22 protein-coding genes are annotated in these 23,867 nt (G+C 71.8%); 4 read left to right on the forward strand and 18 right to left on the reverse strand.

Annotation, left to right across the window (positions count from 1 at the left end; translation table 11 throughout):
* From ASG45_RS15350 to ASG45_RS15390, 9 genes are all read right to left on the reverse strand, one after another.
* Positions 1–834: a DUF2807 domain-containing protein gene (locus ASG45_RS15350; RefSeq protein ID WP_055839769.1), complete on the reverse strand. Its 834-nt coding sequence runs from the start codon at positions 832–834 to the stop codon at positions 1–3.
* Positions 831–1,496, reverse strand: coding sequence for a response regulator transcription factor (locus ASG45_RS15355; RefSeq protein WP_055839770.1), 666 nt, complete (start codon positions 1,494–1,496; stop codon positions 831–833). The genes ASG45_RS15350 and ASG45_RS15355 overlap by 4 nt, the downstream gene beginning before the upstream one ends.
* Positions 1,484–2,839 (reverse strand): sensor histidine kinase, encoded by a 1,356-nt coding sequence (locus ASG45_RS15360; protein WP_055839772.1) that lies wholly within the window; start codon positions 2,837–2,839, stop codon positions 1,484–1,486. Before ASG45_RS15360 ends, ASG45_RS15355 begins: the two co-directional genes overlap by 13 nt.
* A 64-nt stretch (positions 2,840–2,903) precedes the next feature.
* Positions 2,904–4,106, reverse strand: a complete 1,203-nt coding sequence (locus tag ASG45_RS15365; RefSeq protein ID WP_055839775.1) for a substrate-binding domain-containing protein — start codon at positions 4,104–4,106, stop codon at positions 2,904–2,906.
* 74 nt (positions 4,107–4,180) lie between these two features.
* Positions 4,181–5,356, reverse strand: coding sequence for a multiple monosaccharide ABC transporter permease (gene mmsB, locus ASG45_RS15370; RefSeq protein WP_055839920.1), 1,176 nt, complete (start codon positions 5,354–5,356; stop codon positions 4,181–4,183).
* A gap of 76 nt (positions 5,357–5,432) precedes the next feature.
* Positions 5,433–6,959, reverse strand: a complete 1,527-nt coding sequence (gene mmsA / locus ASG45_RS15375; protein ID WP_055839923.1) for a multiple monosaccharide ABC transporter ATP-binding protein — start codon at positions 6,957–6,959, stop codon at positions 5,433–5,435.
* Between the two features lie 160 nt (positions 6,960–7,119).
* Positions 7,120–8,223, reverse strand: coding sequence for a multiple monosaccharide ABC transporter substrate-binding protein (gene chvE / locus ASG45_RS15380; RefSeq protein ID WP_055839925.1), 1,104 nt, complete (start codon positions 8,221–8,223; stop codon positions 7,120–7,122).
* 317 nt (positions 8,224–8,540) lie between these two features.
* Positions 8,541–9,566, reverse strand: coding sequence for a LacI family DNA-binding transcriptional regulator (locus ASG45_RS15385; protein WP_055839778.1), 1,026 nt, complete (start codon positions 9,564–9,566; stop codon positions 8,541–8,543).
* 106 nt (positions 9,567–9,672) lie between these two features.
* Positions 9,673–10,995, reverse strand: coding sequence for a M20/M25/M40 family metallo-hydrolase (locus ASG45_RS15390; RefSeq protein ID WP_055839781.1), 1,323 nt, complete (start codon positions 10,993–10,995; stop codon positions 9,673–9,675).
* An 80-nt stretch (positions 10,996–11,075) separates the two neighbouring features.
* Here ASG45_RS15390 and ASG45_RS15395 point away from each other — a divergent pair, with 80 nt between their 5' ends.
* Both ASG45_RS15395 and ASG45_RS15400 read left to right on the forward strand, forming a co-directional pair.
* Positions 11,076–12,059: a Gfo/Idh/MocA family protein gene (locus ASG45_RS15395; RefSeq protein ID WP_055839783.1), complete on the forward strand. Its 984-nt coding sequence runs from the start codon at positions 11,076–11,078 to the stop codon at positions 12,057–12,059.
* A gap of 104 nt (positions 12,060–12,163) precedes the next feature.
* Complete coding sequence (locus tag ASG45_RS15400; RefSeq protein ID WP_055839786.1) at positions 12,164–13,030, forward strand: NYN domain-containing protein; 867 nt, start codon at positions 12,164–12,166, stop codon at positions 13,028–13,030.
* A gap of 145 nt (positions 13,031–13,175) precedes the next feature.
* On the opposite strand, the gene ASG45_RS15405 is transcribed toward ASG45_RS15400, so the two are convergent.
* Together ASG45_RS15405 and ASG45_RS15410 are read right to left on the reverse strand one after the other, a co-directional pair.
* Positions 13,176–13,802, reverse strand: coding sequence for a hypothetical protein (locus ASG45_RS15405; protein ID WP_055839790.1), 627 nt, complete (start codon positions 13,800–13,802; stop codon positions 13,176–13,178).
* A 111-nt stretch (positions 13,803–13,913) separates the two neighbouring features.
* A complete protein-coding gene (locus tag ASG45_RS15410) occupies positions 13,914–15,503 on the reverse strand; it encodes an ATP-dependent DNA ligase (RefSeq protein WP_055839792.1) in 1,590 nt (529 codons plus the stop codon).
* Between the two features lie 256 nt (positions 15,504–15,759).
* On the opposite strand from ASG45_RS15410, the gene ASG45_RS15415 reads away from it, so the two are divergent.
* A complete protein-coding gene (locus tag ASG45_RS15415; protein WP_055839797.1) occupies positions 15,760–17,409 on the forward strand; it encodes a RecQ family ATP-dependent DNA helicase in 1,650 nt (549 codons plus the stop codon).
* A gap of 117 nt (positions 17,410–17,526) precedes the next feature.
* Here ASG45_RS15415 and ASG45_RS15420 read toward each other — a convergent pair whose 3' ends face one another.
* Genes ASG45_RS15420 through ASG45_RS15430 form a run of 3 tightly spaced genes read right to left on the reverse strand, consistent with a single transcriptional unit; the run spans position 17,527 to position 19,807 of the window.
* Complete coding sequence (locus tag ASG45_RS15420) at positions 17,527–17,934, reverse strand: DoxX family protein (protein ID WP_055839799.1); 408 nt, start codon at positions 17,932–17,934, stop codon at positions 17,527–17,529.
* Positions 17,935–17,987: 53 nt separating this feature from the next.
* A complete protein-coding gene (locus ASG45_RS15425; protein WP_055839802.1) occupies positions 17,988–18,596 on the reverse strand; it encodes a DUF1349 domain-containing protein in 609 nt (202 codons plus the stop codon).
* Entirely contained in the window at positions 18,593–19,807 is a 1,215-nt protein-coding gene (locus tag ASG45_RS15430; protein ID WP_235561646.1) for a DUF418 domain-containing protein, read from the reverse strand. The genes ASG45_RS15425 and ASG45_RS15430 overlap by 4 nt, the downstream gene beginning before the upstream one ends.
* Positions 19,808–19,829: 22 nt before the next feature.
* Here ASG45_RS15430 and ASG45_RS15435 point away from each other — a divergent pair, with 22 nt between their 5' ends.
* Positions 19,830–20,423: a TetR/AcrR family transcriptional regulator gene (locus ASG45_RS15435; protein ID WP_082509473.1), complete on the forward strand. Its 594-nt coding sequence runs from the start codon at positions 19,830–19,832 to the stop codon at positions 20,421–20,423.
* A 75-nt stretch (positions 20,424–20,498) separates the two neighbouring features.
* Here ASG45_RS15435 and ASG45_RS15440 read toward each other — a convergent pair whose 3' ends face one another.
* From ASG45_RS15440 to ASG45_RS15455, 4 genes are read right to left on the reverse strand one after another with little or no spacing between them, the layout of a single operon-like run.
* Positions 20,499–21,254: an ABC transporter ATP-binding protein gene (locus ASG45_RS15440; RefSeq protein WP_055839809.1), complete on the reverse strand. Its 756-nt coding sequence runs from the start codon at positions 21,252–21,254 to the stop codon at positions 20,499–20,501.
* Positions 21,251–22,063, reverse strand: a complete 813-nt coding sequence (locus tag ASG45_RS15445) for an ATP-binding cassette domain-containing protein (RefSeq protein ID WP_055839811.1) — start codon at positions 22,061–22,063, stop codon at positions 21,251–21,253. Before ASG45_RS15445 ends, ASG45_RS15440 begins: the two co-directional genes overlap by 4 nt.
* Positions 22,060–22,923, reverse strand: a complete 864-nt coding sequence (locus ASG45_RS15450) for an ABC transporter permease (protein WP_055839813.1) — start codon at positions 22,921–22,923, stop codon at positions 22,060–22,062. The genes ASG45_RS15445 and ASG45_RS15450 overlap by 4 nt, the downstream gene beginning before the upstream one ends.
* Positions 22,920–23,867 carry an ABC transporter permease gene (locus tag ASG45_RS15455; protein WP_235560554.1) on the reverse strand — a complete coding sequence of 316 codons (948 nt, stop codon included), beginning with the start codon at positions 23,865–23,867 and terminating at the stop codon, positions 22,920–22,922. The genes ASG45_RS15450 and ASG45_RS15455 overlap by 4 nt, the downstream gene beginning before the upstream one ends.

The raw sequence follows: 23,867 nt of genomic DNA on the forward strand, positions 1-23,867 counted from the left end.
TCAGGACGTCAGGGACACCTGCCCCAGCTCGGCCTCGACGTCGACGACCGACGTCGCCGACGGTGAGGTGCGCAGGCGGTTGTCGACGTTGCCGAGGCCGCCGTCGATCGTCACGTCGTACGCGTCGTCGGGCAGCGTGACGTCGGCCGAGCCCGCGGTGACCTTCACCGTGGTGCGGGCGGGCGCGACCCCGTCGAGGGTGGCGGACAGGTTTCCCCCGGCCACCTCGAACGTCGCGGTGTCGACCCCGGTGAGCGTCGTCGACGCGGCACCCCCCGCCACCGAGACGTCGAGGGTGCGCGCGCTGCCCGACAGATCGACCGTGCCTCCGGCCAGTTCCACGGTCAGCGACGCCAGGTCGATGTCGAGATCGAGCGCGCCGCCGGCCACGTCGATGCGAGCGTCGAGATCGGTGGTCGCCGACGTGCGGGGCAGGGTCAGGGTGGCCGAGGTGGCGTCGCCGGCCCATCCGACGAGTCCCGCCCGGGGCGAGCTCACCCGCAGGGTGTCGCCGTCGCGCTCGAACGTCCACCCGCTCGAGTCGCGCCCACTCGTGTCGAGCCGGGCGTCGGCGACGTCTCCGTACTCGATGGTGAGCGCCCCACCGGCCACCTCCACGTCGAGGTCGGTGAGACCGTTCGTCGAGGTCTCGCCCGCGTCGACGGCGGTGCCGCTGTCGCGGAAGGTCGCCGCCGCAGACACGCCCGTGCCGACGACCGCGCCGAGGAGCACGCATCCGCCCACGACGATGGTCGCGATCGAGACGGCGAGGGCCGTGCCGCGGCGGCGGGGAGGGGCCGGCGGGGTGGGATCGAGCGGGGGCTGCACGGTCATGAGGAAGCTCCAGTGTGGTCGTGGCCCAGGTGGACGAGGGCGGCGATGACGCGGCGGTTGCCCGTCTCGCCCTGCTCGAGGCCGAGCTTGGTGAAGATGGCGGTGATGTACTTCTCGACGCTGGCCTCGGAGACGAACAGCGCCTGCGCGATCGACTGGTTCGAGCGCCCCTCGGCGATCAGGGCGAGCACGGAACGCTCGCGCTCGGTGAGGCTCTGCAGGCGCTCGTCGCGGCGACGCCGCGCCAGCAGCTGCCCCACGACCTCGGGGTCGAGCACCGTCGCCCCGCCGGCGATGCGGACGAGCGCGTCGAGGAAGTCCCGCACGTCGGCGACCCGGTCCTTCAGCAGGTAGCCGAGCGCCCCCTGCCCGTCGGCGATGAGGTCGCTGGCGTACTGCTCCTCGACGTACTGCGACAGCACCAGCACGGGGAGTCCCGGATGCCGCGACCTCAGCGCGATCGCGGCGCGGATGCCCTCGTCGGTCCAGGTCGGCGGCAGCCGCACGTCGAGGATGCAGAGTTCGGGCGCGGTCTCGGCGACCGCGGCCTCGAGGCCGTCGGCGTCGGCGAGGGCGGCGACCACCTCGTGGCCGTCGTCGGCGAGCACGCGCACGAGCCCTTCGCGCAGCAGCACGCTGTCTTCGCAGATCAGGATGCGCACGGTACGTTCACCTCCACCGTCGTCGGACCGCCCTGGGGGCTGTCGATGCGGGCCGTGCCGCCGGCGGCGGTGACGCGGTTGACGATGCCGTCCAAGCCCCCGCCGGGGACGATGCGCGCACCGCCCAGTCCGTCGTCCTCGACCCGGGCCCACAGGGTCCCGTCTTCGCGCAGGCGCACGTGCACGCGGCATCCGGTCGCCCGGGAGTGCTTGGCGGCGTTGGTCAGCGCCTCGGCGATCGAGAAATACACGGCCGCCTCGGCCGGACGGCTGCAGCGGCGTGACAGCCGCACGTCGAGGGTGACCGGGATGTGCGAGCGCGAGGCGAGCGCCGAGAGGGCGGCATCCAGTCCGCGATCGTCGAGCACCGAGGCGTGGATGCCGCGGGCGAGCTGGCGCAGTTCGGTGATGGCCGACTTGGTCGAGGCGTGCGCTTCGGCGACGAGCGCCTTCGCGGCCTCGGGGTCGTCGTCGATCTTGGTCTGGGCCAGGCCCAGCGTCATGCCGATCGAGACGAGGCGCGGCTGGACGCCGTCGTGCAGGTCGCGTTCGATGCGCGTGCGCTCCACCTCGGCGGCGCGGACGGCTCCGGCACGGCGGGTGTCGGACGTCCGTGCCTGCTCCTCGAGCTGTGCCTCGCGGGAGGGGACGAGGATGGCTCGGGCGATGACCCCGTGCAGCACCGCCAGGCCGACGATCGCGGCGAGCGACGCCACGAAGACGAGCAGTCCCACGAGCGGGGCGGCGACCCCCTCGAGGGGGACGAAGCCGAGCAGCCGCGTGTTCGACCACCCGAAGATCGGGCTGATCATCAACGCCAGGCCCCAGGCGGCGAGGCCGGCGACGGCGAGCGTGATGATTCCCAGCAGCGTCGCGATGGTGAACGAGGCCACCGCGCGCCACTGCCCGGGGTCTTTCGCCTGCAGCCAGATCGTGTCGAGGACGCCGACGAATCCGGGGCGGGGGCTCCGCCGCGGACGCAGCGGCGGCAGCCCGAAGCCGTAGAGGCCGTCGAGACGCGCGCGCTCGAACCAGGCGATGGCGAAGAGGACGTAGACGAAGGCGACGAGCACGATGACGCCGACGAAGAGGGCGGCGAGCAGTCCGAGACCGGCGCCCAGCATGCCGAACAGGGCGCTGAAGACGGCGGGGCCGATGAGGCCGAGCGCGGCGAGGTGCGCGGCGGCACCGGCCACCCGGCCGGGAGAGGCGACGCGGATGCGCGGCGGGGTCGGCGCAGCCGTGACGGCCGCGGGTGCCGACGCGGGCGCGGTCGTGCTCGCGGCGGGGTCGGTGCCCGAGGGCGCCGGCGGAGGAGGCGGAAGGACGGATGCCGTGGTCATGGGTTCCACGCTAGGGGTGAGCCCCGCGGGGGCACCGCCCGGCCAGCCCCCGTGCGCGTTCGGGTTATCCCGAAAGGTCGTCGGCGCGCAGCCAGCCGGTATCGACCAGGGCCGTGTCGACGTCGTCGGGCCGGAGGATCTCGGGCGACCCGCTCATCACGCCGGCCTCCGGCGCGCGGCGGGCGAGGAGGGCGTCGATCGCATCGACGGTCGCCGGTACCAGGGCCCGCGGGTCGGCGAAGACGGTCGCGGCGATCGCGCCGTCGTGGAGCGCCCGCGCCGTGACGGTGTCGGCGCCCGAACCGACCACGAGCGGGGCCGGCGCAGGAGCAGCCGTCGACGAGGGAACGGGGGTGGGAGACGGCGAGGCGTCGTCGTCGGCCGGCGGGTCGGTGGTCACCGCGGTCACGACGCCGCGTGTGACGGCATCGCCCAGGGCCAGCAGCGCGGTGGGGGCCGGGTCGGAGCGGCCGAGCGCGCGAGCACGGTCCTCGGCCGCGTCGGCGACGTCGAGGGGATCGTCGGCGACCGCCGCCTCGTCCCACGTCGCTCCCGCCACGAGGGTGAGATGCCCGTCGACGGCGGCCGGAGCAAGGGTCGCCACGGCAGCGTCGTACCGACGCCGTTCCCACGCGTCGTCGGTCGTCGCCGCGAGCACCGCGACACGGGCGGGCGCGACGACCGGAGCGGAATCGTCGGGGCTCGTCCCCGCGTCGGGCCCGGTGCTCTCGTCCGTGTCGGGGCCGGCGTCGGGCTCGATCGTCGCCCCGGCGTCGGACCCGGCATCCGGGGTCACCTCGGGCAGCTCCGCGAGCAGCGCCTCGGCCTGCGCGCGACCCAGCTCCTCCGGCTCGACGACCGCGGTGAAGGCGACGGCGTAGGCGGTGGAGGTCCGCCCGAAGAGCACGACGGGGTCAGTCCCCTCGGACGGGGGCGCCGCCGCGGAGACGTCACCCGGCAGGGGCGCCACGATCACGGCATCCGCACCCTTCGTGCGCATGTTCTGCACCTGAGCGACCTGCGTGCGGGCGTCGTCGGCCGCGAACTGCAGGTCGACGCGATAGCCGCGGTCGCGCAGAGCCGCGGACAGGGCGTCGCCGGCCCGCATCCACTCGGCGTCGGCGGTCGAGGGAAGAGCGATACCGATCACCCCTGCACCGTCGCTCGTCCCCGTGGTGCGCGCGGTCGTGGACGTGCAGCCGGCCAGGGCCAGGGCGAGGACGGCCATGAGGGCGGCGGCGGCACGGAGCGGCGTGCGGGGGGTCACCCGCTCCATCCTGCCCCACACACGGGAAACGCCCCGTCGCGCGAGGCGACGGGGCGTTTCGGGACGAGCGTGGATCACCCGCGGGTGCGGTTCTTGTTCCACACGTCGAAGGCCACGGCCAGCAGCAGCACGAGACCCTTGATGAACTGCTGCACGTCGGTCGAGATACCCATGAGCGACATGCCGTTGTTGAGCACACCCATGACGAGACCACCGGCGATCGCGCCGACCACGCGGCCGACACCACCCTGGACGGCGGCACCACCGATGAACGATGCGGCGATGGCATCCAGTTCGAACAGGTTTCCGGCGCCGGGGCCGGCCGAGTTCAGGCGACCCGTGAAGACGATGCCGGCGAGGGCCGCGAGCACGCCCATGTTCACGAACAGCATGAAGTCGACGCGACGGGTGTTGATGCCCGACAGCTTCGCCGCGGTGCGGTTGCCGCCGATCGCGTAGATGTGGCGACCGAAGACGCTCCGGCTCATGACCGTCGAGTAGCCGATGACCAGCACGGCGAGCACGACGAGGACGATCGGGGTCCCGCGCGAGCCGGGAGCGACGCCCAGCAGGTAGGTCAGGTAGGCGATGAGCGCGCCGCCACCGACGATCTTGAGGATGAACCACAGCTGCGGCTCGTTCTGCAGCTCGAGCGCCGCGCGCTTGGCGCGCTGGCGCACCTGCGACACGACGAACATGACCAGGGTCAGCACGCCGAGGGCGACGGTGATCCACTCGGCGGGCGAGCTGGCGGCCGGGAACAGGTCGGGGAAGAGGTAGCCACCGCCGAGCTGGCGGTACTCGGTCGGGAAGGGCGTGATCTGCGTGTTGCCCAGCGTCATCTGCGTGAGGCCGCGGAACAGCAGCATGCCCGCCAACGTCACGATGAACGCGGGGATGCCGATATACGCCACCCAGAAGCCCTGCCACATGCCGACCACGGCACCCAGGAGCAGCGACAGCAGGATGCCGAGCCACCAGGGCAGGCCCCACTGCACGATGAGCACACCCGAGACGGCACCGACGAAGGCCGCGACGGAACCGACCGACAGGTCGATGTGCCCGGCGATGATGATCATCACCATGCCGATCGCGAGGATCAGGATGTAGCTGTTCTGGACGATGATGTTCGACACGTTGCCCGCGGTGAGCAGACGACCGCCGGTCAACGCCTGGAACAGCAGGACGATGACGATCAGCGCGATGAAGATGCCGATCTCGCGCAGCCGAGAGGTGAAGAACTGCAGCATGCCGCCGGCACCGCTGCCGGTGCCGCCGCCGACGGGACCCTTCGGCGTGGCGGGACCCTGGGGGGTCACGGTGTTGTCAAGCGCTGACATGGTCGGCTTCCTTTTCCTTGGTCATGAGCACCATGAGGGCCTCGGGAGTGGCCTCTTCGATGGGCAGCTGGCCGGTGATGTGGCCTTCGCTGAGGGTGTAGATGCGGTCGCAGATGCCGAGGAGCTCGGGCAGCTCCGAAGAGATGACGAGCACCCCCTTCCCCTGCGCCGCGAGGGAGTTGATGATCGTGTAGATCTCGTACTTCGCGCCCACGTCGATGCCGCGGGTGGGCTCGTCGAGGATGAGCACCTCGGGGTCGGAGAACAGCCACTGCGACAGCACGACCTTCTGCTGGTTGCCGCCGGAGAGCTTCCCGACCACCACGTCGACGCTGGGCGCCTTGATGTTCATCGACTTGCGGTAGCGGTTCGCGACCAGGTACTCCTCGTCGCCGTCGACGAACCCGCCCTTCACCAGCTTGCGCATCCCGGCGAGCGAGATGTTGCGCTTGATGGTGTCGATGAGGTTGAGGCCGGCGCCCTTGCGGTCTTCCGTGACGTACGCGAGCCCGCTGCGGATGGCGGCGGGAACCGTCGAGGTGTCGGCCTTCTTGCCGTTGATGTAGACGGTGCCCGAGATGCGCGAACCGAAGCTCTTGCCGAACACGCTCATCGCCAGCTCCGTGCGACCGGCACCCATCAAGCCCGCGATCCCGACGACCTCGCCGGCGCGCACCGTCAGGTTGGCCTCGTGGATGACGACGCGGTTGGCGTCGGTCGGGTGACTGACGTTCCAGTCCTCGATGCGCAGCACCTCGTCGCCGATCTCGACGTCGCGGTCGGGGTAGCGGTTCTCGAGCTCGCGGCCGACCATCCCGCGGATGATCCGGTCCTCGCTCGTGCCGCCGGTGGCGACATCCAGCGTCTCGATCGTGCGACCGTCGCGGATGATCGTGACCTCGTCGGCGATCGCGCGGATCTCGTTGAGCTTGTGGCTGATGATGATGCAGGTGATGCCCTGCCCGCGCAGGTGACGGATCAGGTCGAGCAGGTGCTCGGAGTCGTCGTCGTTGAGGGCGGCGGTGGGCTCGTCGAGGATGAGGAGCTTGACGTCCTTCGACAGCGCCTTCGCGATCTCGACGAGCTGCTGCTTGCCGACACCGATCTCGTTGACGGGCACGTCGGGGCTGTCGCCCAAACCCACACGGGCGAGGAGCTTCGAGGCCTCGCGGTTCGTGGCATCCCAGTCGATGAGACCGCGGTGCGTGATCTCGTTGCCGAGGAAGATGTTCTCGGCGATGGACAGGTAGGGGCTGAGGGCCAGCTCCTGGTGGATGATGACGATGCCGGCGGCCTCGCTGTCGCGGATGTCCTTGAACTCGACGGTGTTGCCGTCGAAGACGATCTCGCCGCGGTAGTCGCCCGCGGGGTACACACCGCTGAGCACCTTCATGAGGGTCGATTTGCCGGCGCCGTTCTCGCCGCAGATGGCGTGAACCGTCCCGCGCGCGACGGTCAACGACACGTCGGCGAGCGCGATGACGCCGGGGAACTCCTTGGTGATCGAGCGCATCTCGAGGATGGTGCTCACGAGGTCCTCCTTGCAGAACCGGCTCGTGGCCGGTCGGGATGATGGGGCGGGGGCGCTGCGCGCCGACCCGCAGGAGCCTCCGCCGCGACCCGGTCGGGCCGCGGCGGAGGCGGGGTGGGAGGGTCGGAACCCTCCCGGGGGATCAACCCAGGTCGGCCTCGGTGTAGTAACCGCTGTCGATCAGGAGTTCCTTGTAGTTGTCCTTCGTGACGATCGTCGACTCGAGGAGGTACGAGGGGACGACCTTCTTGCCGTTGTCGTAGGTCTTCTCGTCGTTGACCTCGGGGGTCTCGCCCTTGCGGATGTCGTCGACCATGGTCACGGCCTGCTTGGCGAGCTCGCGCGTGTCCTTGAAGATCGTCGAGTACTGCTCACCGGCGATGATCGACTTGATCGAGCCGGCCTCGGCGTCCTGACCCGTGATGACCGGCAGCGCGTTCGCCGCGTAGCCGCCCGAGGTGAGGGCCGAGATGATGCCGATCGACAGGCCGTCGTAGGGCGAGAGCACGCCGTCGAGCTTGGTGCCGCCGATGACGGTGAGGATGTTCTCCATGCGCTTCTGCGCCGTCTCGGGCAGCCAGCGGAGGATGGCCGCCTGGCCGAACTCGGTCTGGCCGGAGGGAACCGTCAGCACACCCTTGTCCATGTAGGGCTTGAGGGTGTCCATGGCGCCGTTCCAGAAGTACGTGGCGTTGTTGTCGTCGGGGCTCCCGGCGAACAGCTCCACGTTGAACGGGCCGGCGGCGCCGGTCTCGGCGCCCGACGCGTCGAGCACGCCGAGGCCGGTCAGGAGCGACGTGGCCTGCTGGACGCCGACCTTGTAGTTGTCGAACGTCGTGTAGTAGTCGACGTTCTCGGTGCCGTTGATCAGGCGGTCGTACGCGATGACGGGGATGTCGGCGTCCTTGGCCTGCTGCAGCACGTCGGTGAGCGTGGTGCCGTCGATCGAGGCGACGATGAGCGCCTTGGCGCCCGAGGTGATCATGTTCTCGATCTGCGAGACCTGCGTGGGGATGTCGTCGTTCGCGTACTGCAGGTCGACCTGGTAGCCGAGCTCTTCGAGCTGCGACTTGACGTTGTTGCCGTCGGCGATCCAACGCTCCGACTGCTGGGTCGGCATGGCGACGCCGATGATGCCGCCGGCTTCTGCCGAGTCGCCGCTGCCGGCGCCGGTGCGGTCTCCCGCGCAACCGGCCAGGCCGATGCCGAGCGCGAGGACGCCCGCTCCTGCGATCGCCTTGAGCATGCTGTGCTTCTTCACTCTGGTTCCCTCCGTTGGGTGTTTGTCGCGATGTCCCCCGAGGAGCCCATCGCGGGCAGTGCTGACGACGCACGTCGGGCGCACGGTCGGCGGGGCGAAACGGAGGCGGTCGATGAGGCGGGTCACCCGCGTCGTTCGAAACGTCTTCGTCTCGACGGATCCGCTCCGCAGCGAGTCCCGTCGGCCGTGTGACCCGGTCATGTGACCGTTCACATTGTGTGAGTGATGCTACCTCGCGCTGAGCAGTGGCTGTCAAGTCCCGATGCGTTCGCGGTCCAGCCGTTGCCGAAACGTGACGAAAGTCACCACGACGGCGGAGCCGTCGACGAGCGCACGATCAACCGCAGGTGATCGGGCTCGCCCGCGGCGATGTCCTCCACGTCGACCCCGAGGGCGGTGAGCAGATCGATCACGGCGCGCGTGCCGATGCCGGCGAAGTCCTGCCGCACCGTCGTCAACGGCGGCCACAGGTGCGCCGATTCGGGAACGTCGTCGAAGCCGACCACCGAGATGTCCTCGGGCACCGAGCGACCTATGGCGCGAACGGCATGCATGAACCCCAGGGCCATGTGGTCGTTGCCGGCGAAGACCGCGGTGGCATCCTCGGTGCGCAACAGCTCGAGCCCCGCCTCGAAGCCGAACTGCGCGCTCCAGTCCCCCAGCACCGGCGGCCGGGGGGAGAGATCGTGGGCGTCCATCTCGGCGAGGTACCCGCGCATCCGATGATCGGCCTCGACCCAGTCGCGGGGCCCGGCGATGTGCAGGATGCGGGTGTGCCCCAACTCGATGAGATGACGCACCGCCGCCCGCGCGCCGGCGGTCTGGTGGTTGTGCGACGAGGTCGTGCCCGTCGACGACACGATCTGCACGGGCACCGGGAGCTGCAGCTCGTCGAGGATCGGCAGCACCCGCGTCTGGGGGGCGACGGCGATGAGCCCCTCCACCGACTGCTGCATGAGGTGGTCGATCGAGGCGCGCACGTCGTCGGGCGCGCTGGTGGCGAGGTTGGTCACCGTCAGGCGGTATCCGGCCGCGCGCGCGGCCGACTCCACGGCCTGGATCATGGTCGCGACGCCGAACGTCGTGGTGCGCGGACCGAGGACGCCGATCAACCGGGAGCGACTGGTGGCGAGGGCGCGGGCCGCCTGGTTCGGCACGAACTTCAGCTCGGCGATCGCGGAGCGCACCTTCGCGGCCGTCTCGGGTCGCAGCTGCGGGCTGTTGTTGATGACACGCGAGACCGTCTGATACGACACTCCCGCCAGACGGGCGACGTCACGGATGCTCGGGGCGCGGCCCGTCGCTTCCGGGGTGTCGGTGTCGCTCATGGTCCGCCTCGTCGCGGGTCGCGCGCTGTTGCGTGACCGGTCACACGAGACTAACCGACGCGCGCGCCTCCCCCGTCGGCCGAGGTTTCCCCCCGTCCACGGGGCGTCAGGACTCCAGCAGGGCGCGGTAGAACCGGATGCCGCGGAGCCACACGTCCACGCGGATGCGTTCGTCGGGAGCGTGCAGCGCGTCACGCTCTGCGCGGGTGAGGTGGAACGGCGCGAAGCGGTACACGGCGTCGGTGAGACCGGTGTAGAAGCGGCTGTCGCTGGCGCCGAGCTGCAGATAGGGCAGCGCGACCACGTCGTCGCCGAGGGTCGCCGACACCGTCGCCGACAGCCGCCGCCAGGCCTCGCCCCGCCACGGCGACACCGGCGAGGGTTCCCCGCCGTGGCGCAGCTCGATGTCGACGAGCGGGTCGGCAACCGCGCGGCGGAGGTGGATCGCCACATCGGCGAGGGTGTCGCCGGTGAGCAGGCGGACGTTGACCCCGGCGCGGGCGACCGTGGCCAGCACGTTGTCGCCCGCCGCTCCCTCGAGACGCGTGACGACGGCGGTGGTGCGCACCAGTGCGTTCGTCTCGGGGCCGACCTGCGCCAGCGCCCTCGTCAGCAGGGGCGCCGTGACACGGCCGTGCCGGAACACCGTGCCCAGCGGGGGCGCGGCGTGGGCCGCCGCCGTCGCGAGCATGGCCCGCACGGGTGGGGCGAGGCGGAGCGGGAACGGGCGGCGACGCAGGCGATCGACGGCCCGGGCGAGACGGGCCGTCCCGGGCATGGCGGGCGGCGTCGAGGCGTGTCCGCCGGCCTCGCGCGTCACGAGGTCGAACGTCGCGACTCCGCGTTCGGCGACGCCGATCATGGCGGTGGGCGCGGCGACGCCGGGAACGGCTCCCTCCACCACCGCGCCCCCCTCGTCGAGCACCAGGGCCGGACGCACGCCCCGCTCGGCGAGCAGCGCGGCCATCGCCTGCGCCCCCGTGCCGCGGGTCTCCTCGTCGTGGCCGAGGGCGAGCCAGATGTCGGTGCGCGGGACGACCCCGTCGGCCAGGGCCTGCTCGACGGCCTCGAAGATGGCGACGAGGGCGCCCTTGTCGTCGATCGCCCCCCGGGCGTGGATCGTGCGGTCGGCTCCCTCGCCCACGATCTCGGCCGAGAACGGTGGATGCCGCCACTGCTGCCCCTCGACGGGGACGACGTCCTGGTGCGCGAGGAGCACCAGGGGCGCGGCGTCGGTCGTTCCCGCCCAGCGGTAGAGCAGCGACCGCCCCGCGACGACCTCGCGCTCGAGTCGGGTGTGGACGAGCGGGTAGAGACGTTCGAGTGCGGCGTGGAACGCGGCGAAGGCCTCGTCGTCGACGTCGGCGGGGTCGAACCGCGACACCGTCGCGATGGCCAGGAGCTCGCGGAAGCGCTCGACGGGCGTCATGCGACGAGCCTAGACGGCCGCTCCTGTCGCCGTGCGGCCCGGCGGGCCCCCGGAGGGTTGCGCGCCGATACGGTGGGGGTATGACCGGACTGCACTGGGGCATCCTCGCCACGGGCGGCATTGCGCACGCCTTCACCTCCGACCTGCGTACCGCGGGTCTCCACGTCGCCGCCGTCGGCTCACGCCGCATCGAGAGCGCCCGAGAGTTCGCCGAGACCTACGGCATCCCGAACGCGCACGGCTCGTACGACGACCTCGTGGCCGACCCCACGGTCGACATCGTGTACATCGCCACCCCGCACCCCGGCCACGTCGATACGGCGCTGCTCGCCCTCGACCACGGCAAGCACGTGCTGGTCGAGAAGCCGTTCACGCTCAACGAGGTCGAAGCCGCCGCCATCCGCGACAAGGCCGCCGAGAAGGGTCTGCTCGCCATGGAGGCGATGTGGACGCGCTACCTGCCGCACATGGTGCGCATCCGCGAGATCCTCGCCGCGGGAACGCTCGGCGAGATCCGCGTGGTGTCGGCCGATCACACGCAGAAGATCTCCACCGACCCCGCGCACCGCCTCAACGCGCTCGAGCTCGGCGGCGGCGCGCTGCTCGACCTCGGCATCTACCCGATCTCGTTCGCCGTCGACGTGCTCGGCCTTCCCGAGCGCATCACCGCGCTGGCGCGCCTGTCGGATGCCGGGAGCGACGCCGAGGTCGCCACGGTGTTCGCCCACGCCGGCGGCGCGGTGTCGACCACCGTGTCATCGTCACGGGGCGCCGGCACCAACTCGGCGCAGATCGTCGGCACCGAGGCCCGTATCGAGATCGATCGGGTCTGGTACACCCCGACGTCGTTCCGCGTCGTCACGCCCGACAACGCGGTGGCCGAGCAGTTCACGAGCGAGGTCGAGGGACGCGGCATGCAGTATCAGGCCCTCGCGGCCGAGCGTCTGATCGCCGCGGGCGCCACGTCGAGCGACGTGCAGCCGATCGATGAGACCGTGGCGATCATGGGCGTGCTCGACGAGGTGCGCCGGCAGATCGGCGTCGTCTACCCCGGGGAGCGCTGAGCACGCCTCACGGTCCCCGCACGCGCGGGGCGGCACGCGCGGGCGGCACGCCGACAGGGGTGCCGACTACCCATGCACCGCGGGGACGGGTCAGACTGGACGGTATGCCCGATACGCAGACCGCCCGCGTCGCCGTCTACCTCGACTTCGACAACATCGTGATGTCCTGGTACGACCGCGTGCACGGGCGCAACGCCTACTCGCGTGATCGGCAGAAGATCGCCGAGAACCCCATGGATCCCGAGATCGCCGAGCGTCTCACCAAGGCGACGATCGACGTGGGCGCGGTCATCGACTACGCGGCGTCGTTCGGCACCCTCGTGCTCACGCGCGCCTATGCCGACTGGTCGGCGCCCGTGAACGCCGAGTACCGCTCGCAGCTGGTCGCGCGCGCGGTCGACCTCGTGCAGCTGTTCCCCGCCGCGGCGTACGCCAAGAACGGCGCCGACATCCGTCTCGCGGTGGATGCCGTGGAGGACATGTTCCGCCTCCCCGACCTGACCCACGTCGTCATCGTCGCCGGTGACAGCGACTACGTTCCCCTCGCCCAGCGCTGCAAGCGGCTCGGACGCTACGTCGTCGGCGTCGGCGTGGCGGGGTCGACCGCGAAGTCGCTCGCGGCCGCGTGCGATCGCTTCGACGCCTACGACTCGCTGCCCGGCATTCCGAAGCTGGCCGAGACCAAGAAGGACAAGGACGCCGCTCCCTCGCGGCCGCGCACCCGGAGTCGTTCGAAGGATCCCGCGGTCGACCTGCTCGAGCGCGCCATGCAGCTCGAAGCCGAGCGCGCCGACGGCGAGTGGCTGCACGCGTCGGCGGTGAAGGACCTCATGAAGCGTCTCGACCCGTCGTTCAGCGAGAAGGCCCTCGGGTTCCGCAGCTTCTCGGACTTCCTGAAGGCGCAGACCGCCCACGTCGAGGTCGACGAGGAGTCGAACGTCGTGCAGGTGAAGGCCGTCACACGGAGCTGACCCGGGCGACGGGGGATCTCGTCGGCCGAGGTTCCGGCGGCGGGGATTCCCGCGACCGGGACCCCGTCGACGGGAAGCCCGGCGACGGGGATCGCGGCGACGGCGCGCCCGACGCGCGGACGCCGGGGCTCCGCGCGCGGGGGCCTCAGCGCCTCTCGGCGCCCGGGGCGACGTGGGCGAGCACGCGGTCCCAGACCGACGTCAGCGTCACGTGGCCGTTGACCGATCCGATCTCGTCGTCGGGCACGATCTGCATCTCGGCCGACCGCATCCGCGCGACGTACCACTCGGCATCGCCGGTCGCCGCGGGACCGTCGCCGCCGACGATCACGAGCGCCTCCGCGTCGAGATGGTCGAGCAGGGGCGTGCGCAGGTCGCGGCTGAGCGGGTCGGACGGGCTCTCGACCCCCACGATCGCCAGGCGATCGACGACGGGACCCATCGCCGCGGCCAGGTAGATCGCGATCGCTCCCGCCGACCGCTCCCCCACCAGGCCGACGGGGACTCCCGGGGCCTCCCGCTCGACGAGCTCACGCAGGGCGTCGACGGTGAGCGCGGCGGGGGTCTGCCCGCCGAAGACCGGCGGGTCTTCCAATTCGGGGGCGTCGAGACCGACTGCGATGATGCGCACGTCGTAGCCCGAGGTCACCCGCGAGTCGGGGTCGGTCGTGGAGACGTCGCCGGTGCGCAGCACGAACACCGCGCGCGGAGCTCCGGGAGTGCCGAAGCTGCGGTAGCCGAGCTCACCGTCGAGCCAGGGGGCCAGACTCATCGAGGGGTCCTTTCGTCGTGCTGTCGTGTCGTCCCCGGCGGGGAGGAATCATCGGGGCGGTCGGCTCGTCGATCAGCCGGCCGTCGGTCGAGCATCGTCGGCCGAGCATCGTCACTCGGCGGTCGCGTCGGCGGCGCTCCCACTGCTGCCCGCGCCCGCGCCGTCACTACCGCCCGCGCCCGCGGGGAGCATCGCCCGCAGGGTGTCGATCGTGTCGGCGTCGACCGCCGTCTTGTCGGGACGGTATGCCTTCACCCGGGCGAAGCGCAGCGCCACGCCGCCCGGATACCGCACCGATCGCTGCACCCCGTCGATCGCGATCTCGACGACCGTATCGGCGACGACTCGGATGCCGCCCGGCACCGCTCCCGTCTCGCGCTCGGCGAAGTGCGCGGTCTGCCACCGCAGGGTCTCGTCGGTCAGGCCCTTGAAGGTCTTGCCGACCATGACGAAACCGCCGGGTTCGCCGAAGCGACCCTCGGGATCGCGCGCCCCCAGGTGCAGGTTCGAGAACCACTCCGCGCGACGCCCCGAACCGCGTTCGACGCCCAGCACGACCAGGTCGAACGTGTGCACGGGTTTGACCTTGAGCCAGCTCTTGCCGCGTCGACCCGCGGAGTAGCTCGCATCGAGGCCCTTCACCATCACGCCCTCGTGCCCCGCGGCAAGAGCGGCGCGGGCGAAGGCGTCTGCCGCGTCGGCGTCGTCGGTGAGCAGGGCGGGGATGCGGTAGGCACCGGCCACGCGCTCCAGCTCGTCGAGGCGGGCCTCGAGGGGGTCGTCGATCAGGTCGCGCCCGTCGACGTGCAGGATGTCGAAGAACCAGGGGCGCAGGGCGATCTCGCGGGCCGTCTCGGCCCCGAAACGCGCCATCGTGTCTTGGAACGGGCGCGGGGCACCGTCGTCGTCGAGCGACAGCGTCTCGCCGTCGAGGATCACGTCGTCGACCGGCAGCGCGCGCGCGACCTCGACGATCTCGGGCACGCGGTGCGTGACGTCGGCGAGCGTGCGCGTGTAGACCGTGACCTCGTCGCCGTGTCGGTGCACCTGCACCCGCGCACCGTCGAGCTTGTACTCCACCGAGGCGCGACCGGCCGTCTGCAGCGCCTCGGCCACGGTCGCCGCGGTCGAGGCGAGCATGGGCTGCACGCCGCGACCGACCACGAGGCCCACGGCGCTCAGATCGTCGACCGACCCGGTGAGCGCGACGCGAGCCGTCTCGCCGAGGTCGCCCGACAGCATGGCGGCCCGACGCACGAGCGCGCCGTCGCGGTCACCGGCCCGGGCGATGGCATCCACGAGCACGCCCTCGAGCGCTCCGGTGCGCAGCTCGCCCGTCATGATGCGGATGAGCAGATGCCACTCGTTCGCGGTGGCCCGCGAGGCGAGATCGTCGAGCAGCCCCGTACGGACCGCCGCCGATCCCGCTCCCCCGACCTCGGCCAGGCGCGAGAAGGCGTCGTCGACGTCGCCGACGGTGAGCGTCGAGGTGTCGGCGTGCTCACCGCCGTGTGCCGAGAGCGTGCGCCACCCGACGCCCAGGCGACCCTGGCGCGGAGACGCGGTCAGCAGTCCCACGGCGGGCTCGATCTCGTCGGAGGCGAGCGCGCGCAACACCGCGGCGAGCGCGTCGACCTTAGCCAGGCGGGATCGGGTACCCGTGACCGTCGTGAGGGCCGTGTCGATGTCGCCGAGGAGCATGTCGGCATCCTGGCATCCCCCTCCGACATCGCCCGTCGGCTTGCGCGGGCGGGACGGTCGTGGCATCGGGTTCCCCGGGGGTGGCCGGGGCGCACGGTCTCGTCGAGAGCGCGGCCGATCGTGCCGGCCCCCGCACGCCCGCGCTGATGAGTGGGCCCCGCGACACCGCTCATCACATGTGGCCCCTGCTCGCAACCCCCGACTCGATGTCGGAGGTTCGGGGTGTGCTGGACGCCTCCCCCAGGAATGAGGCCCCGTGAACGCTCCCGCCACCCTCGAACAGTCCGCCCGCACCGCCCGCGACGTCTTCGGCTGGGACGACCTGCTGCCGGGCCAGGCCGAGGCGATCGACGCGGTCGTGAGCGGCCGCGACACCCTGGTGGTCTTCCCCACCGGTGCCGGCAAGTCGGCCGTGTACCAGATCGCCGGGTGCGAGCTCGGCGGGGTCACGGTCGTCATCTCACCCCTGCTGGCCCTCCAGCGCGACCAGATCGACTCCATCGACGCGGCTCCCGACGCCCCCGCCGCCGTCGCCTTGAACTCCCGTGCCGGTGCCGCCGCGCGCGCCACGGCGTGGGCGGCCATCGAGGGCGACGACGCGGTCTACGCCTTCCTGGCCCCCGAGCAGCTCGCGAACCCCGAGGTGTTCGACCGCCTCGCGAACGCCGACGTGCGGCTCATCGTCGTCGACGAAGCGCACTGCGTCTCGGCATGGGGGCACGACTTCCGCCCCGACTACGCGCGGATCGGCGACGTCGTCGACGCACTCGGCCACCCTCCCGTGCTGGCGTTGACGGCCACGGCATCCGCCCCCGTCCGTGACGACATCGTCGCCAGCCTGCGCATGCGCGAGCCGCACCTCGAGGTGCGGGGCATGGACCGCCCCGAGATCCACATGGCCGTGCGGCGACACGAGCACGACGCCGACAAGCGTCGCGCCGTCCTCGCTGACGTGCAGGATGCCGGCGGCCCTGCGCTGCTGTACGTGGCGACCCGCAAGGGAACCGAGACCTACGCCGACGAGCTGGGCGCACTGGGTCTGCGGGCGGCGGCCTACCACGGGGCCATGGCGCAGAAGCGGCGCGACGAGGTGCACACGGCGTGGAGCGCGGGCGAGCTCGACGTGGTCGTGGCGACCTCGGCGTTCGGCATGGGCGTCGACAAGAGCGACGTGCGCCTTGTCGTGCACGCCGACGTCACCGAGTCGCTCGACTCGTACGCGCAAGAGATCGGCCGGGCGGCGCGCGACGGTCAGCCGGCGCGGGCGATCCTGCACTACCGCGCCGAGGACTTCTCGCTCCGGTCGTTCTTCGCGGGCGGCCACACCAAGCGCGCCGACATCGCGGGCGTCTGGGACGTGCTGCAGCGCGCCGACAGGCCGATGCGCGCGAAGGACATCGCCGACGAGGGCGGTCGTTCCGTGCGTGCCATCGGCCGTGTGCTGAACCACCTGGTAGCGTGCGATCTGGCCGTATCGGGAGCCGAGGGCGTCTCGATCCTGGCGAAGGTGTCGGCCGGCGACGCGGTGAGCGCCGTGCGTGAGCGCGACGAGGCCGAGGAACGCATCCGCGCGTCGCGCATCGAGATCATGCGCGGCTACGCCGAGACGGTCCATTGCCGACGCCGAGCCCTGCTCGAGTACTTCGGCGTCGAGACCCCGAGCCACTGCGGATCGTGCGACCGCTGCGACACCGGAGCCGCCGCGCCGATCGACGAACCGGCCGCCGCGGCCGACGCCGACGGCATCCGCATCGACTCCACGGTCGAGCACGGCGAGTTCGGCGTGGGCACGGTCATGGCGATCGAAGACGACCGGCTGACGGTGTTCTTCGCCGACCACGGCTACAAGGTTCTCGCTCGCGCGGCGTTCGAGCGCGGCATCCTCGAACTCGGCGAGGCGGCGTAGTCGCGGCCGGTCTTGCTCGCGGCGAGACCGCGCGCGGGATCCACCGCGTCGGCGACACCCCCTGGGTGCAGCGCAGGGGTCACCGCGGCAAAGTCAGGCTCCGGACGCGGCGCGGGGTCACCGAGCCCGCGTCGACCACCACGCCCACGCCACGAGCGGTACCTGCAGGAACAGCCGCGCGAAGCGGGCACGGTCGGTGTTCAGACCCGGCGCCGAGCGCCCGGTGCGCCACTGGTGCACGTTCCCCGGGAACACGGCGACGAAGAAGGCGGCGATCGCGGCTCCGATGCGGCCGCGCTCGCGCGGCAGGGCGACCAGTGCGGTGCCGAGCAGCACTTCGACGGCCCCGGATGCCACGACGATGGCGTCCTTGTCGAGGTGCAGCAGGCGGGTGGCCCACCCCGGCACGACGATGCGATAGCCCCGGCGCCCCCACGTCACGTGGCTGACGCCGGCGCCGACGAGCAGCAGAGCCAGGCCGCCGCGGGCGACGGAGCGGATGGTGAGACCTCGACGTCGTGCCATCGGGTCAGTCTGCCATCCGTGCCGGGGCGCGGGGTCGCCGCGCGGGTCGCGACTCAGCTCAAGTTGCGCAGGTCGGTCAGCGAGCGAGACGCGAAGGCGATCTCGTCGAACACCGCCGTCGCGCCGGGCCCCATCGGCGCCTGCGCGAGAAAGCCCACCGCGACCGCCGTCGACTCGGCACCCAGGCGGAACACCCGCACGAAGTGCCACGACACCCCGTCGAGCGAGAAGTGGAAGACGAAGGCCGGGCCGGTGCGCGCGACACGCAGCCACACCGCGTCGGTCGTGAAGACCGGCCCGTTCGCATCGTCGGAGAATCCGTCGGTCACGACGCTGACGACCATAGCCTCCCCCTGCGGCGAGTACTCGTTGCAGAGCTTCGCCCACCGGTCGGGATCGGACCAGAGCGCGAGTGCTCCCGCGTCGAAGGTCGAACGCGCGCCGACCACGCGCACACGCGCCGAGAGGACGAAGTCGGTCTCCGGTGCGGCGAAGGCGAGCGCCGTCGCGCCGTGCTGGGCCGCACCGCCCGCCGAGTCGTTGGTCCAATCGACGCCACCGGCCGACCGCAGGGTCAGCGCGCGCGCGGTCTCGTCGTACTCGGCGTCGCCGTCGACGCCGGTCCAGTGCAGGGCGGGAAGGCCGGGGAGAGAGAGGGTCACGACGGCACCCTATCGGTGCGCTCGCTCGACGTCGCCGACGCTCCGCCGCGGCGGGGTCGCGTGCCGAGGTCGGCCGCCGCGCGCCACAACCACTCGACCGGACCGGCCGAGAACCGCCGAAGCCACAGGTGCGCCGCGGCGGCGACGACCGCGGTGATCACGAGGAAGGCCGCCACCGTCACCGGCACGCGCCAGGGCGCGAGGGTGGACGCGAGCCCGAAGCCCCAGCCGTAGAAGAGCGCCCCGCCGAGGAGGTTCTGCAGCAGGTAGGCGCTGAGCGCGACCCGGCCGATCTCGGTGGCGCGGCGGGCGAACCACCCGCCGGTGCCCCGACGCACGCAGAGCTCGACCACGAGCCCCAGGATGCCGAGAGCCACGACCGGGGCGACCACGTACCGCTCGAGCAGCAGCCCGGCGGAGGTCGCCGACAGCGCGAGGACGAGGTCGACGGGAGCCGCGCAGAGCCCGACGATCATGAGTCGGCGGCGCAGTCGAGCGCCCTCGGCCGAGAACACCCCCGCCCGCAGAAGTGCGGCGCCGGCGAGGAACATCGCCAGCGAGAGGAAGCCGATGAGCACGGGTTCGGCGCGGAAGACCGCCGCGTTGTCGAGGCGGAACGCGGCGAGACCCAGGAACGATGCGTCGGCGTAGGGGCTGGGCTCGGACGGCAGCGGGAGGTCGGCATCCGCCCCGGGAAGAACCGTCAGCACCACGACGAGGAGCGACATGACCGCGAGGTGGATGCCGCCGAAGACGACGATGAGGGCTCGTTGGGCCCGCGGGCGCGTCAGGAGCAGGAACGACACGACCGCGGCGGTGACGGCGTACCCCATCAGCACGTCGAACTCGGCGATGAGGATGTAGTTCACGACGCCGTCGACGAAGAGCAGCGCGGCGCGCCACAGATAGCGCCCGGGCCATCGTCGCTGCTGCCGCACGGCCGAGCGGTGCTGGATCGCGAGTCCGACCCCGAAGGTCAGCGAGAGCAGGGCGAGGAACTTGCCCTGCGCCAACGCCATGAGGGCCAGCTGCGTCGTCGCCGCCGCGGAGGATTCGCTCGACAGCACCGGCGCACTGAGCATGCCGAGCAGGCCCCAGGGGTGCGAGAAGACCCAGACGTTGGTGGCGAGCGTGCCGACGATGGCGATTCCGCGCACGACGTCGAGGGCGGCGAGACGGCCCCGATCCGGCAATACGTTCGTATTGTTCACGGCTTCACCGTAGCCTACGACGGTGGACGAATCAGCCCCCTCTTCTGCGCGCGGAGGAAAAGACGCCATCGCCGAGGCGGTGCTGCGCGTGCTCTCGACGGGCGGGGCCGACGACCTGAGCGTGCGCAAGGTCGCCGCCGAGGCGGGCGTCTCGGTCGGGGCGGTGCAGCACCACTTCCCCACGCGCGCCGCGCTGATCATCGGGGCGATGGATGCCGTGAACGCCCTGTTCCGCGCGCGTATCCGCTCCGCACTGGCCGAGGCGGCCACCGCGCGGGAACGGCTCTCCACCGTGTGCGAGGAACTGGCCTGCCTCGGCGACGCCGGTCCGCGCGACGCCATCGTCTGGACGGCCTTCGCCTCGCGCGCCGGAACGGACCCCCGGGTGCGCGACATCCACGTGCAGGGCTGGCGAGCGGCCGAGGGTTTCGTCCAGACCCTGTTGACGGAGGCCTATCCCGACGCCGGCATCACGCCCGACGACGCCGCACTCCTGCTCGCCACCCTCGACGGCATCGCCGTCGCGCGGGGCGCGGAGGGGGATGACCGCATGGCGCGCGACCGCGCGCGGCGGATCATCGCCGCCGTACTGGCCCCGTTCGCCGACCGGCGGTGACGGCCGCCCCTGTCGCCGTGACGCCCGTCGCCGTACGCCCCGCGCGCCCGACGCCGCCGCTCCGGGCCGTTCAGCTCAGAGGGGAAGCCTCGGTACCGAGGCCAGCAGTCGGGCCGTGTAGGGATGCTGCGGGTGCGAGAGCACCTCGGCCGTCTCGCCCACCTCGACGATCCGGCCACCCTCGAGCACGGCGATCCGCGCGCACAGGGCCGACACGATCGTGAGGTCGTGCGAGACGAGCAGCATGCCGATGCCGCGCTCGCGGGCGAGCGAGCGGAGCAGGTCGATCACCTGCATGCGCACGCTCGTGTCGAGGGCGCTGACGGGCTCGTCGGCCAGCAGCAACCGCGGCGACGGGGCGAGCGCGCGGGCGATGGCGATCCGCTGCCGCTGGCCGCCCGAGAACGCGTCGGGGTAGCGCTCGGCCGCGTCGGCGGGCAGACCCACGTCGGCGAGCAGGCCCGCCACCCGGGCGCGCCGGTCGCCCTCGATGCCGAGCGATCGCAGCGGTTCGGCGATGGCGTCGCCGACCTTCATGCGCGGGTCGAGCGACGAGAAGGGGTCTTGGTAGATCGGTTGCACGGCTCGGCGGAAGGCCCGCAGCGCCACGCGGCGAGTGGGCAGCCGCGCGCCCTCGAAGTGGACGGCGCCTCTCGTGGGCGCGCGGAGTCCGAGCGCGAGCTGCAGCAGCGACGATTTGCCGGCTCCCGACTCCCCCACCAGGCCGACGCTCTCGCCGGGGGCGATCGCCAGCGACACGTCTGTCAGCACGGGGCGGTCGGCCCGGTACGCGAAGTCGACGTGATCGAGCGACAGGATCGGGACCGTCATCGCGTCTCCTTCGGCAGCAGATCGTCGAGGGCGCGGGATGCGGCGACGAGCTCGCGCGTGTAGGGCTCGACCGGCGCCGAGACGAGCGTCGCGGTGTCGGCGACCTCGATCTGTCGCCCGCCCTTCATCACGAGCACCCGGTCGGTCATCCCGGTGACCACGGGGAGGTCGTGGCTGATGAACAACAGCGCCATGCCGCGTTCGGTGACCTCGCGCTGCAGCAGATCGAGGACGCCGGCCTGCACCGTCACGTCGAGGGCGGTCGTCGGCTCGTCGGCGATGAGCAGGTCGGGAGAGCCCGCCAGGGCGAGGGCGATCGCGACGCGCTGGCGTTGGCCGCCCGAGATCTCGTGGATGTACGACCGCGCGACGCGCTCGGGCTCGGCGAGCTTCACGTCGGCGAGCGCGTCGAGGACGGCGCGCTTCAGTTCATCGCCGCGCAGTCCCCGGTGCCGGCGCAGGGGCCAGGCGAGCTGTCCGCCCACGCGCATGAGCGGATCGAGCGAGGCCAACGGCTCCTGGAACACCGCGCCGAGGATCGTGCCCCGGACGCCGTCGAGCGTGCGCTGCGATGCCGTCACGGCATCCACGACGCCCTCCGACGAGCGGACGCGAACCGCTCCGCGGGCACGGAGCGGATGGGCGAGCAGGCCCAGCGCGGCGAGGGCGGTGAGCGACTTGCCCGACCCGGACTCGCCGATGATGCCGACCCGCTCGCCCGGGGCGACCGAGAGCGAGACGGATTCGACGAGGGCGCGGTCGTCGAGATCGACGCCGAGGTCATCGAACTCGAGCAGGGGCGCGGTCATCGGATGCTCCTCGAGGCGGGGTCGGCGACATCGCGCACGCCGTCGGCGAGCAGGTTGATGCCGATGATCGTGGCGACGAGCAGGATGCCGGGGAGCAGCGCCGCCGTCGGAGCGATCGTCACGGTGCTCTGGGCCTCCTGCAGCATGCGGCCCCAGGACGCGTTCGGCGGCGGCGAGCCCAGGCCGAGGTACGACAGGGACGCCTCGGCGATCACGGCGCCGCCGAACTGGAGGGCCAGCGGCACGATCAGCGTCGGCCAGACGTTCGGAAGAACGTGCCGCCAGACGATGCCGAGAGTGCCGGTGCCGGACGTGCGGGCTGCCGTGACGAAATCGCGCCCGAGCACCCGAACGGCCGTGACGCGGGTCAGCCGCGCGATCACCGCGGATCCGGCGAGGCCGATCGCGAGAATCGCCGACTCCACCGACGCTCCGCGCCACGCGACGATGAGCATGGCCAGCAGCAGCGTGGGGAAGGCGATCGCGATGTCGAGAAGGCTCGAGATCGCGTCGTCGATCACGCGACCGGTCGCCGCGGCGACGAGGCCGACGACGATACCGACGACCGCGGCGATCACGACGGACCCGACGCCGACGAGCATCGCCAGGCGCGCGCCGATCATCAGCTGAGAGAAGAGGTCGCGACCGAGCCGGTCGGTGCCCGCCCAGTGCTCCGCGCCCGGTGGGAGCAGACGGCCACCGCCGGTGTCTTCGGGGGCGAACGGCGTCCAGAACGACGAGACGATCGCGATGACCGCGATCGCGCCGAACAAGACGGCGCCGATGGTCAGGTTGAGCGAGCGGCGACGCCGGGGGGCGGGGCGCTGCGCCACGATGACGACGGGGGGAACGGCGCTCATGCGACGGCCTTCGCCCGGCGGTTGCCCGACAGCGTCCCCCGCAGGCGCGGGTCGATGAGACGTTGAGCGACGTCGGCGACGAAGCCCAGCAGCAGCACGAGGGCGGTCGAGAACAGGATCACTCCCTGCACGCTGGGGAAGTCCTGCTCGCGAATGGCGACGAGGAGCATGTCCCCGAGTCCGGGGAGGGCGAACACGCGCTCGATGATGACCGCGCCGACGAACGTCGTCGACAGTTGGATGGCGAGGATCGAGATCACCGGCACGACCCCGTTGCGGATGCCGTGTCGCCACAGCGCCGTCGAGAAGCTCTGCCCCGTGGCCCGGGCGGCGCGCAGGTACTGCTGGCCGAGCACGTCGAGCGTCGCGCTGCGCACGTAGCGGGCGAGGTCGCTGCCGGCGACGATGGCGATGGTCAGCACGGGGAGGGTCAGGGCGAACAGAGCGGCGCCCGGATCCTCCCAGTCGCGACGGGGGAAGCCACCGGCGGGGAACAGCCGCCAGTTCAGCGAGAGCACGCCCACGAGCAGGATGCCGACCCAGAACACCGGCACGGCTCCGCCCAGCTGCGACAACGCCGAGAACGTGGTGCCGTACCAGGTGCGCGACTTCCACGCCGCGAGGAAGCCGACCGGTACCGCGATGATGACCGACAGCGCGAACGACAGCAGCGTCAACGGCAGGGTGACGTTCAGTCGACGGAGGATCTCGTCTCCCACCGACAGTCGGTTGGTGAAGCTCTGCCCCAGATCGAGTGTCGCGAGCTGGCCGACGTAGTCGGCGAACTGCACCCAGATCGGCCGGTCGACGCCCAACCGGGCTGCCGCCGCCTGGATCTCGGCATCCGTCGCCCCCACCGAGATGAGAGCGAAGACGGGATTGCCGAGCACACGCAGCACGACGAACAGGATCACCACGGCCAGCGCGAACGCCAGCAGCAGCAA

It is taken from the genome of Microbacterium sp. Leaf436, assembly GCF_001424715.1.
Lineage (GTDB): Bacteria > Actinomycetota > Actinomycetes > Actinomycetales > Microbacteriaceae > Microbacterium.